General features: G+C 66.5%; 12 protein-coding genes. 7 read left to right on the forward strand and 5 right to left on the reverse strand.

The features are described from left to right. The first annotated feature begins 7 nt into the window (after window positions 1-7). The 3 genes from OG534_RS22725 (at window position 8) to OG534_RS22735 (ending at window position 4,634) form a co-directional block, all read left to right on the forward strand. A complete protein-coding gene (locus OG534_RS22725) occupies window positions 8-2,293 on the forward strand; it encodes a hypothetical protein (protein ID WP_326590240.1) in 2,286 nt (761 codons plus the stop codon). Further along, window positions 2,294-2,854, forward strand: coding sequence for a hypothetical protein (locus OG534_RS22730; RefSeq protein WP_326590242.1), 561 nt, complete (start codon window positions 2,294-2,296; stop codon window positions 2,852-2,854). It begins immediately after the preceding gene. 643 nt (window positions 2,855-3,497) lie between these two features. Continuing rightward, window positions 3,498-4,634, forward strand: coding sequence for a trypsin-like serine peptidase (locus OG534_RS22735; protein WP_326590244.1), 1,137 nt, complete (start codon window positions 3,498-3,500; stop codon window positions 4,632-4,634). Between the two features lie 682 nt (window positions 4,635-5,316). On the opposite strand, the gene OG534_RS22740 is transcribed toward OG534_RS22735, so the two are convergent. The 5 genes from OG534_RS22740 to OG534_RS22760 all read right to left on the reverse strand — a co-directional run bounded on the left by OG534_RS22740 (window position 5,317) and on the right by OG534_RS22760 (window position 9,512). Continuing rightward, window positions 5,317-5,832, reverse strand: coding sequence for a hypothetical protein (locus OG534_RS22740; RefSeq protein WP_326590245.1), 516 nt, complete (start codon window positions 5,830-5,832; stop codon window positions 5,317-5,319). Between the two features lie 259 nt (window positions 5,833-6,091). Continuing rightward, complete coding sequence (locus OG534_RS22745; protein ID WP_326590247.1) at window positions 6,092-7,081, reverse strand: hypothetical protein; 990 nt, start codon at window positions 7,079-7,081, stop codon at window positions 6,092-6,094. Window positions 7,082-7,198: 117 nt separating this feature from the next. Continuing rightward, window positions 7,199-8,068 (reverse strand): SUMF1/EgtB/PvdO family nonheme iron enzyme, encoded by an 870-nt coding sequence (locus OG534_RS22750; RefSeq protein WP_326590248.1) that lies wholly within the window; start codon window positions 8,066-8,068, stop codon window positions 7,199-7,201. Between the two features lie 120 nt (window positions 8,069-8,188). Next, window positions 8,189-8,974: an aminotransferase class IV family protein gene (locus OG534_RS22755; RefSeq protein ID WP_326590250.1), complete on the reverse strand. Its 786-nt coding sequence runs from the start codon at window positions 8,972-8,974 to the stop codon at window positions 8,189-8,191. 154 nt (window positions 8,975-9,128) lie between these two features. Then, window positions 9,129-9,512, reverse strand: a complete 384-nt coding sequence (locus tag OG534_RS22760; protein WP_326590252.1) for a winged helix-turn-helix domain-containing protein — start codon at window positions 9,510-9,512, stop codon at window positions 9,129-9,131. A gap of 853 nt (window positions 9,513-10,365) precedes the next feature. Here OG534_RS22760 and OG534_RS22765 point away from each other — a divergent pair. The 4 genes from OG534_RS22765 to OG534_RS22780 are packed head-to-tail and all read left to right on the forward strand — an operon-like array spanning window position 10,366 to window position 12,801. After that, a complete protein-coding gene (locus OG534_RS22765; RefSeq protein WP_326590253.1) occupies window positions 10,366-10,686 on the forward strand; it encodes a hypothetical protein in 321 nt (106 codons plus the stop codon). Then, window positions 10,683-11,330 (forward strand): GGDEF domain-containing protein, encoded by a 648-nt coding sequence (locus OG534_RS22770; RefSeq protein ID WP_326590255.1) that lies wholly within the window; start codon window positions 10,683-10,685, stop codon window positions 11,328-11,330. The genes OG534_RS22765 and OG534_RS22770 overlap by 4 nt, the downstream gene beginning before the upstream one ends. Beyond that, window positions 11,330-12,418: a conjugal transfer protein gene (locus tag OG534_RS22775; RefSeq protein ID WP_326590256.1), complete on the forward strand. Its 1,089-nt coding sequence runs from the start codon at window positions 11,330-11,332 to the stop codon at window positions 12,416-12,418. Before OG534_RS22770 ends, OG534_RS22775 begins: the two co-directional genes overlap by 1 nt. Continuing rightward, the gene (locus OG534_RS22780) at window positions 12,418-12,801 is read left to right on the forward strand and encodes an RRQRL motif-containing zinc-binding protein (RefSeq protein ID WP_326590258.1); all 384 of its coding nucleotides are present in this window, start codon (window positions 12,418-12,420) and stop codon (window positions 12,799-12,801) included. The genes OG534_RS22775 and OG534_RS22780 overlap by 1 nt, the downstream gene beginning before the upstream one ends. Window positions 12,802-12,884 lie beyond the last annotated feature (83 nt).

The following is a 12,884-nucleotide window of genomic DNA, read 5'->3' on the forward strand; positions in this document are numbered from 1 at the left end:
CGCCGGCATGCTGACGTACGAGAACGTCATGAACGCACCCCTCGACAAACTCCAGACGGCGGTCACCGACTGGACGGCGATGGCCGGCAAGCTGGACGAAATGGCCGAGGCCGCGCGCAACAGCATGAAGGTCAAGTCCGACAAGGCCGAGTGGAGCGGGGTCACGGCGGGAGTGGCGCGGCCGTTCGTCGACAAGACGGCCAAGGAGTTCGATGACGCGGCCAAGGCCGCCAAGGGCATGCACCTGGTCCTGGCCGACGCGTACGCGACCTTCAAGGCCGCCCAGGCCGAGCTGAAGAAGCTCGCCACGGAGGCCCCGGCGGCCGGCTTCCAGGTCGACGCCACGGGGCGGGTCACCGCCATCCCCCTCCCCACGGAGGCGGAACGGAACGCGGCCCGGCACGATCCCGACTACCAGCAGACCCTGAACGCGAACCGCAACGCGTGGCAGGCCCGTATCGACCGGGCGGTCGAGGACGCACAGGACGCCGACGACTCCCTGGTCCGCGTCCTCCAGGCGAACGTCGCCGACGAACACGACTTCAGCGGGCCGAAGTTCAACACCCTCGACGCCGAGCAGGCGGCCCGCGCCGCCGACCTGATGAAGAAGGTCACCGGCGACGGCGGCACGGCGCGCAACGTCGAGGCGCTGCGCGAGCTGGAGGAGCTGCTCGACGACAACCGGACGGACCCCGAGTTCTCCACGGGCTTCTACCGGACGATCGGCGCCGAGGGCACCCTGGAGATGTACTCCAAGATGTCCCTGGACGCGACGAGCCTGGGCGCCGCCGGCAAGGACCGGGCGCTGATGGTCGCGAACATCCAGAGCGACATGGGCGCGATGCTCGGCCTGGCCACGCACAAGGACGTCCCCCACCACCTCGACGCGGCCTGGACGACCCAGCTGATGAAGGCCGGACGCAAGGAGCTGGACGTCTTCGGCGGCGTCCGGCAGATCTACGGCTACCAGGCCCTCGGCGCGCTGCTGCGCGAGGGAAAGTACGACACGGAGTTCCTGACCTCGGTCGGCCGCGACATGATCGCCATGGACCGCAAGGACCCGAGGGCGTGGGAGTTCCACACTCCGTACGGCCTGGAGTCGGTCCTCAACCAGGGCAAGGAGGGCGGCCGCGGTTTCTACCCGCTGACCGGGCTCATGGAGGCGCTGGGCAACAACCCGGACGCGGCGACGGCGTTCTTCAACGAGCCGGTCCGCGAGGACACCGACAAGGACGGCATCGTCACGAAGGACGACAAGCCGGTCAAGGGGCAGCACGGCCAGGACCGGGGCATGGTCGACTACATGCTCGACAAGAAGCCGTACATGGACAGCTTCGACATCACCCGGACCGGCGACCTGCACCCGGCCCAGCAGGCGCTCGGCGACGCGCTGGTGGCGGCGGTCTCCCACCGGAGTCCCGGCGACGAGGACGCGCCGCCGGTCGCGCACACCAAGGAGATGGCGGCCGTCATGGAACGGGTCGTCGAGAAGATCGGCGACAAGCCGGAACTGGTCGTGGCGAAGCCGGGGGACCCGGAGGGCCCGCTGAACGGCCTGTCCGGGCACTTCGGGCAGATGGCGGCGGAGTACATGCCGGACATCCAGGCGGCGGCGGGCAACGACAGCCGGATGATCAAGGCCAACGGTGAGATGGCCGAGTTCGGCAAGTCCGGTATGGCCAGTTTCATCGGGGTGGTGGGACAGGACCCGGACGCCTACGGCGCGATGACCACGGCCCAGCGGACCTTCACCACGGCACTCGTCAACGACGTCTTCGCCCATCGGAGCGAGCACGACGATCTCGACGCGGCGATCAAGGTCGCGGTGCACCCGGGCGGCCAGATCGCAGGCATCCTGTCCGAGGCCCGGGCCGAGGGCGTCTTCGCCGAGAACGGCCACAAGGTGGAGGAGTACGTCAAGGGCGTCGAGGACAACGCCAAGTGGGTCAACCGCGTCATCAGCGCGGCCGGCGGGAAGTACCTGGAGATGGTGCCGCTGGCCGGGGATGTCGTGGGGGCGCTTCAGGAGGACATCGCGGCGAGCGCGGTCGAGAGCGCCAAGAAGGAGATCGAGGACAAGGTCGCGGGCGGCAATCAGCAGGCGGGGATCGACTACGCGGAATCGGAGCGGATCGCGGGCTCGTCCGCGGCGACCTCGGTGCGCCTCGCGGCGGAAGGAACGGGCCTGTCCCAACGCACTGTCGACGCTCTCGCCGGTGTGGCGTCCACCGAGACGGCCAATGCCCATTCCGTCGGCCGTGACCTGGTCGCCACGTCGAACGGCGGCTCCTGAATGTTGTGCTTCCCTGCCTCGCGCGCGCTGCTCGCTGTCGTTGCCGGTGTCGTTGCCGGTTCAGCACTGCTGACCGGCTGTGCCGGAGAGAAGGAGGCGGCCGCCCCGGTCCTGCCCGACTCCACCTGCTTCGGAGCGTTCACTCCTGCGGATCTTGCCCCCCTCATGGGTACGGGGAAAGAAGTGCAGGTGGACGCTCCGGCCGACCTCCGCTTGACCGCGGACTGGAAAGAGGCGAACTGTCGCATCCTCGTCGACGGTCAGGGTCGCTTCAGCGCATTGGCAACCCGTAAGCCCGCGGGGCTGAACATGCCGTTCGGCCCCGAAATCGAGAAGAGCAATCCGGAGGCGCTGCCCTACGCGGGCAACAGCAGGCTGTGGGACACCGGGGCAGCCGTCGTCCTCAACTGCAAGGGCCCCACGGACTCCTTCGATCTTGATCTGTTCGTCAATGCCTCTGTGCCCGCCACGCTGAAGCAGGAGGACCGGCGCCCCACGTTCGCCGCCCTGATGAAGAAGTTCATGGACTTGGCCAAGCAGCAGAACCAGTGCGGCGGGTAAGGCCTCGGACATGGCGAAGGCTGCCCGGGGGTGCGCCTTCCCCCGAGCAGCCCGCCGCGAAGCCGTGACCGGAATCGAACCGGCGTAACTCGCTTTGCAGGTTTGTCCGCGCTGAGAAGAGCTTGGTTCGGGCTCGTTCATGGTCATTCAATCGCGCGCAGCCATGTTGGGCCTCGGTGTCGATTGAACCGCTCCGGACGTCCACGTACGACGACGAATGAGACGGAAACTGAGACGGTCATGGCTGAACCAGCCAGCCAGGCGCGGCTAGTTGCCGGATGCGTCGATGGGTCGACCTGTATCGGCCCCGCGCCGTGATGCCTCCGGGGCGTGTCGACCGGAGCTCTGCAGCGACCGGTTCCCTACGGCGTGCAGGGCCCCTCTTGGCGTCTTGGTCACCTGCCTGCGACGGCCAAGCCGAGAGACAGAGGAAGCGACCCGCAGCGGATGCGACTCCGCCTGATCAGTGGTTGCCTGGAAGGAGGATTTGGCACCCCGTGATCGCTAGGGCTCTGCTAGAGGCGGGCATACGGCACACGCTCGGTATGGCCCGTGCAGACTCCCGGGCGGCGTCTGCCAGTCGCTTCGTGGGCACAACAAGCAGCCGAGCCTGATCGCCGTCCAGTCGCCCCGGAGGTACTCGATGACCATCCAGAAGCAGATGGTGACTCCCCTGCGCTACGCCAGTAACGGCGCGCGGCCCCTGACGCCGTGGGAACTCACGCAGCTGCGACCCAGCCTAGGAACAGGGGAACGGCCTGCCGAGATGGTTGAGCTCGCCAGCCGCCAGCGCATCCATGTCTTCGCCGATGGTGACGGCCCCCCTGAGCCGGAGATCTGCCGCGTGGATGGAGCCGGGGGTAATTTGTGGCGTGTCGATGTGCCGGTTGGGACCGCAGGCGACGTTGCCTTGCCTGGCAGAACGGCGATCCGCGGCTTTCCGCGAGAGCCGATGTCCGGGACCGATCCCGAGGTTGATTTGGCACCCTATCGTCCGGAGTGGCTCGACCTCCTCTATGTGCCACGCGTTCTTCCCAGCCGCAGGAAAAAGCCGATCAGACCACTGGACAGGGATACGCTGCAGCCGAAATGGGTCATCGGTCCCGACAACCGGCAGGAACTAAACGAAACAAGCTGGCCTTGGGGCTGCGTGGGTAAAATCTTTACCAGCGCAGGAGAGGCAGGCTCAGGGGCACTCGTTGGCGGCCGCGTTCTCCTCACAGCCGGCCATGTGGTGCCATGGGATGACGTCGCAGCAGGCAATTGGTGGATGCGTTTCGTGCCTGCGTACTACAACGGCAAGTCGCTCCATGGCGCTGGCGTTCAATCCTACGTCTCGGATGTATATGGCTTCGACCCAGACTTGGCGGGCGGCGCGACAGCGGCCTACGACCGGGCCGTTTGCCGACTGTACGAGCCGCTCGGGGGCCCACTCGGTTACTTCGGATTGGGGCACTACAATCCTGATTGGAACGGCCAGCGGTGGTGGACCCACATGGGTTACCCCGGCCAAATGTGGTTCCTGGGGACCAGCTACGAGAGTGGCATCAGTATCAACGCCGCCTATAGTGACATCAATGGAGGCGTGGAATGCCGCCATTACGGCGACATCACTCCCGGTAATTCCGGCGGCCCGATGTTCACCTTCTTTGGTGCGGACAATCCCCGCATCATTGCGGTTCAGTCATCGGACAGTGCGGATGGAGAAATGGTCAACTACGCGGCCGGCGGCCCAGGCCTTGTCGACGACGTGATACGGGCACGCCGCGACTGGCCCTAACCTCGATCTTGCGTGAGGGGCCGTCAGCTTGCTGACGGCCCCTTTCTGCTCGTTCACAGCGGAGGTGTCTGCGTGTGGGCAGGTTGATGGTCCCAGTTGCCGCGCCGGGTTCCACGGCTCAGGGGCGTTGCTGCTCGCAGGAGCAGGAGCAGGAGCAGGAGCAGGAGCAGGACGCCGGTGGTCGGCTCAGGGCCCAGGAGGGCATCGAGCCGGGTGAGGGCGTTGGTGACACGTTGGGCCAGGCCGGTGCAGCCGCAAAAACCTTGGTGCCGCTCTGGTTTGAGGAGAGTGAGTACTTGGAGGCGGTCGACCTGATGCGGTGCGCCCTAGAGGACTCCATGCGCCTACTGGGCCCCGACCACCCCGACATCTGGAGCGGCCGCAGCGACCCGGGGAGGCGTTCGCCGCTTCGCGCGCCGTCGGCGCGACCGCTAGCTGCGCCGCCGGGCGGCTACTCCAACGCACCAGCGCTACCCGCCGTCGGTGAGTGTGACTCCGCAACGCACGTTTTGCAGGTTTGTCCACGCCAGCTAGAGCATGATCCGGAGTCGTTCAAGGACGTTCAACCCAGTACGCGGTCAGCGATCACCAGCGCTATCTGAACGGGTCTGGACGCCCGCGGACGGAGACGAATGAGACGGAGACTGAGACGGTGGCAGAACTCCGGCACCGTTGGCCGGTGCTAGCTCACAGGCTTCCAGGCTCCTCCGCACCCTTCGGACCTGAACAGTCCGTCAGATGCTCGGATGGTTACGGTGATCTCTCGGGCAGCAGAGGCAAAGTTGTTGTCGATGATCTCGCCAGAGCGAGTCAGTCGCTCCCAGTAGCAGTTCTTAAGGTCTCCCTTGATTCGGTAAGTACCAGGCTTGATCATGTTCTCGCCAGGCTTCAGCTCTGAGTTGACCTCATAGCCGCCGCTGCTGAACCAGACCTCGTAGTCCCCTGACGCCGCTTCCTTCAGGGTCTTTGTCCACGTAGGACAGAGCTTCGGGATCCCCGCCTCCAAGACTGCTCGGCCGTCACCCTCCAGGTATTCCGCCAACCATTGAGGTCGTGAAGCCCCGTCGATGGCGCTGACGGGAAGTGATTCACACATGTCTCGCACGAAGGCTGATGCTGAGGGGTAGAGCTCATCGACATCCCAGCCGTTCGTCGCCGCAAGCCTGTCGATCTCCCCCTCAGGGGTCGGCGGCAACACCGGTGCAGGAGACGGGGTCGGCACGGCGAGGGTGGGGGACGGGGACGGCCCCGCAGTCGCGGAGCGCGCAGCCCTGGGCGAGTCCGCCGGCTCCCCACAACTGACTAACATCATTCCGGTGCCAACTGCTATCGCGATTCCCGCAGCTATATTGCGTCTCATGAGCGGAGGATCCCACTGGGAACGCTCAAGCGGAGCGAAATTCCCAAAACCCTGATCCACGATGGCAAGCAGGTTCCAGCCAGGAGGCCGCCCCCTGCTACTTGCCGCGGGCGATGTCGATCTGGAGTTGCACTTCTCGATCGACGTCCAACGCCGCCTTCTCGACAAGCTGCTCGAAGGGTTCGAAGGCGTCTTCGATGGCTGCGTACTCGCGTACGAGGTCGTGCTTGTCGCTGATGGACTCCAGTGCGGAGATCTCGTTTCGCCACCGCTCCATGTCTGCCTTGGAGTACGGGTACTTTTTCCCGCGGACCTGTTCAAGAGTTGGGTTCGTGGCGAGGTTCGCCTGCACGAGACGAAGAGCGTCGCCGCGCACGAGTTGCGGGACACCAAGGTTGTCCTCGATGAACGCGAGACTGTCGCTGATTTCGTCCAGCCGGGCATCGAGGTACTGGGCCAGAGCGCTGCGGACCTGGGGCAGGTCGAGTCCTACCTCGCGACGTAGCTGCGCGGCGATCTTCTGCGGGAGGTTCTGCTGCATGAAGCCCGAGCCGCCTCCGGTGAACCGCGATATCTCCGGCCCTAGAGGGGCACTGCCAAAGGCCATGAACCGGCTATATGACTCCAGCGCGGTACAGGCGGAGTCGAAGTAGATCAAAGTGGCCGGCATGAGGACTTCGCGCCTCAGCTTGTCGCGGTGGTACATCTCGTTGCGGTACTTGTGCAACTTCTCCAGGACGGGGCCGAGTGCCGGATCGAGCGTCCCGCGATCGACCAAGAGCGTCACCTTGGCGTCGAAGTTGCGGTCGATGTTCTTCAGTTCCGACTTGGGAATGATCCTGGCCTCGATCGAAGGGATCTCTGCCGCTGCTTCTGCGTGCCCGCTGGCGGCCAGCTCTTTGCACGTGGCTAGCATGCCCGTGAGTATCTTCTGGTCCCAGAGCGCTGACTGAACCGTCCGGTGAAGAATCAGCTCGGTCACGCTGTCGAGGAGTATGAACGCCAGTCGCAGGTGGGGCACACGCCCCTTCTCGATCAGGCCCTTGGCCTCTTCGAGCTGCACGACAATCAGTTCCAGCCGCTCCATGTCGATCCTCCGTCGCCTTCTGCTCCACATCATCCTGCCTTGCAGTGGAGGCGGCACGCGATATTGCTTGCGGCCTGAGAGGGCACGGCCTAGCCTCCCGCGCCTATCCAGCCGTGATCACCGTTTTTGGGATGCCATCTGCGCCGGCGTCGCCGTGCAGCGAAACCCGGTGTCGTCGTCGTGCATCATGTTGTTGGCATCGTTGGGGACAGCTGGGGCTCCCCGAAAAAGTGGGCTTGTGAAGGCACTGCCGCGGAGTTCGTAGCGACCTGGCGTGGTCGCCGTTGCGAGCCACTCCCACACGTTGCCCACCATGTCGTACACGCCGTACGGCGAGACGCCGCTGTGGTACCGGGAGACGGACGTCGTGCTCTCCACGCCGGTTTCTCGGACGTTGCATTTGGCCGCTGTCTTTTGATCGCCCCAAGGGAAAGTGCGCCCGGACGTGCCGCGCGCTGCTTTCTCCCACTGCTCGGCTGTTGGCAGCGACTTCCCCGCCCACGTCGCGTAGGCATCGGCGTCTCGCCAAGTTACGTGCACGACGGGGTGGTCGTAGAGGTCACGGGGACATCGGCCGTTCTCCCAGTGCTCGGGCACGGCGTGACGGGTTGCCGCGCAGAACCGCGCGTAGTCGGCGTTGGTCGTAGGGAACGTGTCTATGAGGAACTCGTCCACCCAGATGGGTTCATCGCGGGGCCCAGACAGGAAGATCCCTTCCGGAACGCATGCCATGAGCCTTCCATCACCCGGATACTTGACGTAGTCGCCGCTGCTCGTCCCCTCGCCTTCAGGTTCGATGACAGTGTGTGTGGGCACGTCGTCCGCAGCCAGAATGCCGACGAAGCGGCCTTGGGTGTCCTTATCGGCCTTGGCGAGCAAAGTGTCCAACGCCGCTTGATTCACCATGCGGATGGACGCTTGTTCGCCGTCCGCCTCCCACCGGGAAACGATCCGATCGGATACCCCAAGTTTGTCGGCGAACTCCATGAGACTCATCCGTACGGCTTCGCGTAGCGCCTTAACTTCACGTCCGGTCCATTTCGTAACGAGCGGCATGGGCTACCTCTGTCGAGGGCCGCCACCCTCTTGGGCGGCGGCGCACGTCGTCTACAGGCGCTCGCCGGGGATTCCGGCGTAGGCGTCACGCAATGCGGTGAGCGTGGGGTGATCCATGGGGAACTGCACGTCGTCGATTGCGCTGACTGAGCGCACACCGATCGTCGTGTTCGTGGCGAACGCGGCCGCCATGTTCGGGATGTCCGCGAGGAGTACCGGTGCAGAGATCTGCTTGGGTGCGTTGAGTGCTTGGAGGAGAAGCATCGTCGTGCCAGGGAGTACAGGGGCGTCCGGCCAGATGACCGTACCGTCCCGGTCGATGAACCCCAGATTCCAGGTTCCGCCCTCGGACACCCTTCCGTTCGGTTCGACGAAAATGGCGTCATCGAACCCAGCGATCTGGGCGTCACGGCGTAGGCGCAGCTGAGGATGAAGGCCGATGTGCTTCACCGCCGCGCTGTCGCGGGTGAAGGCGTAGGTCTTGGCCGTGAGAGGTGGCGGCGGCATGGCACCTGCGGGCCGCAGGTTCACCAGGATGTGCGGGTCTTTCGCGTCGCTGGGACGCCCCATGTCGAGTGCAGGGTCGAAGATGGTGACGCGCAGGCCGGCGGTCCCGGTAATGCCGCTGGCTGCCTGGCGGATGTAGTTCAGCGTCCGTGCGCGGTCCAACTCGACGCCGAAGACGATGCGGCAGTCGCGTACCAGGCGGTCAAGATGGAGCGACAGACCCCTGATGGTGCCGTCCTCCATCCGCATGGAGGTGAAGTGCCCGTAGTTCGTGAGCGCGAGGCCCTGGAGGTCGTCGAGGGTGACGGGGTTTCCGTTGAGTTCGGCCATGCCCCCCAGTCTTGCAGCAGGCTGGACTGCGCCAACACCCCGTAAGGGAGTGGAAGTTCGGATTAGTTCGGTGCGGGCGCTGCAAGAGTGCGTACACATAACGCCTCCCCCGCGACACTCTTAATGCATGACGACATGCGCACCGCGAGAGACGCTAGGGGCCGGACTGCCCCTCAGCGGACCTCACGACTTCCTCCAGCTGACCGACTCGTTTGATGAGGCCGGCCAGTTCGGTCGAGACGCGCGTGACCTCGGCCTGCAAGTCGGCCAGACTCTGGGCAGCCTCGCGGGGTCCCTGCTCGCCAGGGGTGGTTTCGCGGACGTAGGTACCGCTCCCCGAGACACCCTCCACCAGCCCCTCATCCCGCAGCTGGGTGTATGCGTTCTGGACTGTCATGAGGGAAACGCCGAGCTTCTTGGCGTAGGCCCGTCCTCCGGGGAGTCGGTCCCCAGGGCCGAACGTCCCCGCGGCGATCTCGCCCCTGATCCTGGCGGCGATCTCACGGGCGTTGGGCTTCCTCTTCGGCTCTGAATCCATCCCGAAAGCGTACTTGACCTAGGTCGATTCGAATCGGACAGCGTGCCACTTGACGATCCGTAAGCGACCTAGGTAGCTTTCTCATCAACGGCAAGTGACCTAGGTCGCTTTGCTCTACGGGCCCCTAAGCCTGTGGAGATGCCTGGCCTCGTCGTGCTCCTCAGGGCACGGAGGGGCTCTGCACCACCAGGCGGCTCTTTGAGCTGCCGCTCGGTTCCGGCGTGTGTCCCGTGTGCCCGTGCTCACGGGAGGTCGTCTTCGGCCTACCGCGCCTCGCCGGAAGCCTCCGTTCCTTAAGAACTCAACAGAGTGCCAAGCGAAACGAGACGGGGCGTGACCCCCGTCCCCATGGCGACGGGCAGTCGTCGGCGGCAACACCTTGTCTTGCGTTCTGGCTCTGGAGAACACCTCGCTTCAAAGGGGGTGCCACCCGTTACGCGCCGCCCTGCTGGCGTCAGAGCAGTGACGATGACGCACCCGACTCCCAGGCTCGGGACCGGAGCGCCGTGGCAACGGTGCGCCGGTGAAGCCTCGCCCCTCCGGCTTGGAGGCTCCTGTCATCCACCGACATCTACGGGCGCTCGCCGTACTGGACCGGTACGGCCAGCCGCGCCCCTCGCGTCACCGCTCAACCGCCTTGCGAGGCATCTCCAGGCTTCACCGCCCGGCATTGCTCGCACGGCCCGCTCTCCCTTCCGCAGTGCTCGCAGCGCTGCGGCCGGTTGCCTCCCCCGCCCGTCACGTACGGGCGGGGTGGAGGGGAGCCGCGAAGTTCGGGCTTCACCCCCGGGGCGCTGCCTCTCACCACGGACCGAGGCGCCCCGGTTCCCTTCGCTCATCAGGAGAGATCGACATGCGTTCGTACATCGGTAACCACCAGATCGTGAACCCGGCTGAGTTCGAAGAGCTGGCGCTCGGCTTCGATGAACTGCCCCTCGGGCTCGACCGTGACCTGTTCCGCGGCCCGCTGACCCCGGAGACGCTCCAGGAGCGGGCCGCCCGTGAGGCGGTAGCCCGCGAGGTCATCGCCGAGCTGGCCGCCCTGGGGGAGGGTGGCGACGAGATCGCCGCGTGGGACGCGCTCTACGCCGACGCGCTGACTCGCACGGTGCCCTTCCTGCGGGGCGCTGCCCGCGACGCCGGCCGTTCCGCCCGGATGGGGGAAGCGGCATGAGCCACACCATGACGGCTCTGGCCGCAGCGCTTCCGCTCTTGTCGGGCTGGTCCGTACACAGTCTGTGGATGCGGCGCCGGATTGAGGCCGCTCGCCGCGATCCCCTGTCTGGCCTGCTGACTCGGGATGGCTTTACGGAGCGTGCCGAGCGTTGGCTGCGATTCAGGCCGAGGGCGGTCTGCCTGATCGACCTCAACAAGTTCAAGCAGATCAACGACACCTACGGCCATGCCGCCGGCGACGCGGTCATCCGTGCTGCTGGCGAGCGGCTGAGTGAGTGGGCCCTCAACAACTCCGCCGTCGTGGGCCGCTTGGGCGGCGACGAGTTCGCAGCCGTCGCCCCTGCCTACAGCCAGGGTCAGCTCACCGAGACTCTCGACAGCCTGCTCGCCGCACTAGAGCAGCCGGTAGTGGCGGGGGGCCACGTGCTGACGGTCAGCGCTTCGATCGGCGCGGCCGTCTTCAACCCTCGTGCGGATCAGGCAGGCCTCTCCGAGTTGCTGCGGCTGGCGGATGAGCAGATGTACAAGGCCAAGCAGCGCGGCGGAGGCTGGCGCATCGCTCACCGGCTGACGGTCCCTGCGGCGGGCACGGTCAACGGCCGCCGTGACGGCCGCCGCGGCACCAGCGGGGAGGCGGCGTGATGGCGACCCGCAAGGCACTGACCAAGGCGCAGAAGATCGTGTTGACGGCTGCCTTCGTGCCCATGCTCGCTACCGGTGTCGCCGGTGGTGTGGGGACGTTCAGCAACATCAGCCGCGCCTACGGCTCGGGTACGGCGCTGGGCGCGGTGGCGGCCGGTGAGGGCGCGACCGCCGTTCTGGCGCTGGTACTGCTCGGGCTGACGATGCTGGGCCAGTCCTCCCCGGGAATCATCCGGGTGGGCCTGTGGGCCCTGCCGGCCGCCGCGTCGGTGATGGCCGCGATGGCCGCCGATGACCCGGGCCGCACCGTGATCTACGCCGTGACGCCGATGGGCATGTGCGTCGCGGCAGAGGGCATGGCGTTCCTCGCCCGGCGGATCGTGGTCCACCAGGACGGCCGCGACATCGAGGCGGAAGCGAAGGCAGCCGCCGTGGTGCGGTCTCTGGCCTACCACCGGGCCCGCGCGGTGAACCACCCGCAGGCATGGGTGCGGAAGTCGTCCGACCGGACATCGTGGAAGCTGGCCCGGAAGGTCGGGCTGGGTGACGCGTCGTTGGGTGCGCGACTCCTGGACGTCCAGCGCGACCGGCTCACCAGCGGTGCGGACGCCGCCCTGGCCGCCATGTTCACCGCCCCCGCAAACCAGCATGAAACGGCAGAGTTCACCGTAAATCGGTTGGGGTCTGACCTGCGGGAGTCGGCCCCCGAGGCCCCGCTTGTGACGGCCGAACTCCCCGCCCCCGAGTCGGCCGACCCGGTACCGGTCATCGAGTCGGTGAAGCTGGCCGAGGCGGTTGCGGTAGTCGAGCCGGTCGAGCTTCCCCAGTCGGCCCCGGTGAAGTCGGTCGCCGCTGCGGAGTCGGTTCCGCGTCGGGCGACCGGCCGGGTACCGAAGTCGGCCCGCACTCCCCGACCGACGCGCGATTCGAATGAGCTACTGGACGAGGCCCGGTCGGTCACGGCCAACTGGACCGATGGCGAGCTGACAGCCGAGGCCATCCGCAAGGCGGTCCGTACCTCGTCCGCCAACGGCCGTCTCCTGCGCGACACGCTCAAGGCCGAGCGCGCCGAACGGGCGGCTGCCTGATGAGGTCGCTGACATACGGCAAGTGCCTCGACCCGGATGGCGCCCGCTTCGGGATACCCACCTACCCGTGGCGCCTCGCCCCCGAAGGCATGGCCACCCGCCGGCAGCTCCGCGCCGAGGGGCTACGGCCTGGTGGCCAGCCGATCGCCGCGCAGCTCCTCCGGCCTCGGTTCAGGCGCGGGCCGCTGGTGGCCTACCTCTACCGCATCGAGCTGGCCAAGCCTGTACGGCCCATGACCTCACGCAAGTGGGGCGCGCTCGCCTTGGCGATGCTCGCCCGCCGCACCTGCCCCGAGTGCTCCACCGACGCCGGATACGTCATCCCGGCATCGCTCGGCATGTGCGTGCCCTGTGCCTACCCCGAAGAACAGCGCGCCGCCTGACCTGCACCTCTGCTGCTCAGGGGGACCCGGACGCCTCGCCGTCCGGGTCCCCCTTCCATCCCACTCGATCTGAGGGAGCAGAC

This window comes from Streptomyces sp. NBC_01294 (assembly GCF_035917235.1).
Classification (GTDB): domain Bacteria; phylum Actinomycetota; class Actinomycetes; order Streptomycetales; family Streptomycetaceae; genus Streptomyces; species Streptomyces caledonius.

Excerpts from the sequence above, each read along its gene's own strand:
- OG534_RS22725 (WP_326590240.1), top strand. The coding sequence starts at position 8 with ATGCTGACGTACGAGAACGTCATGAACGCACCCCTCGACAAACTCCAG.
- OG534_RS22730 (WP_326590242.1), top strand. The coding sequence starts at position 2,294 with ATGTTGTGCTTCCCTGCCTCGCGCGCGCTGCTCGCTGTCGTTGCCGGT.
- OG534_RS22735 (WP_326590244.1), top strand. The coding sequence starts at position 3,498 with ATGACCATCCAGAAGCAGATGGTGACTCCCCTGCGCTACGCCAGTAAC.
- OG534_RS22745 (WP_326590247.1), bottom strand. The coding sequence starts at position 7,081 with ATGGAGCGGCTGGAACTGATTGTCGTGCAGCTCGAAGAGGCCAAGGGC.
- OG534_RS22750 (WP_326590248.1), bottom strand. The coding sequence starts at position 8,068 with ATGGAGTTCGCCGACAAACTTGGGGTATCCGATCGGATCGTTTCCCGG.
- OG534_RS22755 (WP_326590250.1), bottom strand. The coding sequence starts at position 8,974 with ATGGCCGAACTCAACGGAAACCCCGTCACCCTCGACGACCTCCAGGGC.
- OG534_RS22760 (WP_326590252.1), bottom strand. The coding sequence starts at position 9,512 with ATGGATTCAGAGCCGAAGAGGAAGCCCAACGCCCGTGAGATCGCCGCC.
- OG534_RS22765 (WP_326590253.1), top strand. The coding sequence starts at position 10,366 with ATGCGTTCGTACATCGGTAACCACCAGATCGTGAACCCGGCTGAGTTC.
- OG534_RS22770 (WP_326590255.1), top strand. The coding sequence starts at position 10,683 with ATGAGCCACACCATGACGGCTCTGGCCGCAGCGCTTCCGCTCTTGTCG.
- OG534_RS22775 (WP_326590256.1), top strand. The coding sequence starts at position 11,330 with ATGGCGACCCGCAAGGCACTGACCAAGGCGCAGAAGATCGTGTTGACG.
- OG534_RS22780 (WP_326590258.1), top strand. The coding sequence starts at position 12,418 with ATGAGGTCGCTGACATACGGCAAGTGCCTCGACCCGGATGGCGCCCGC.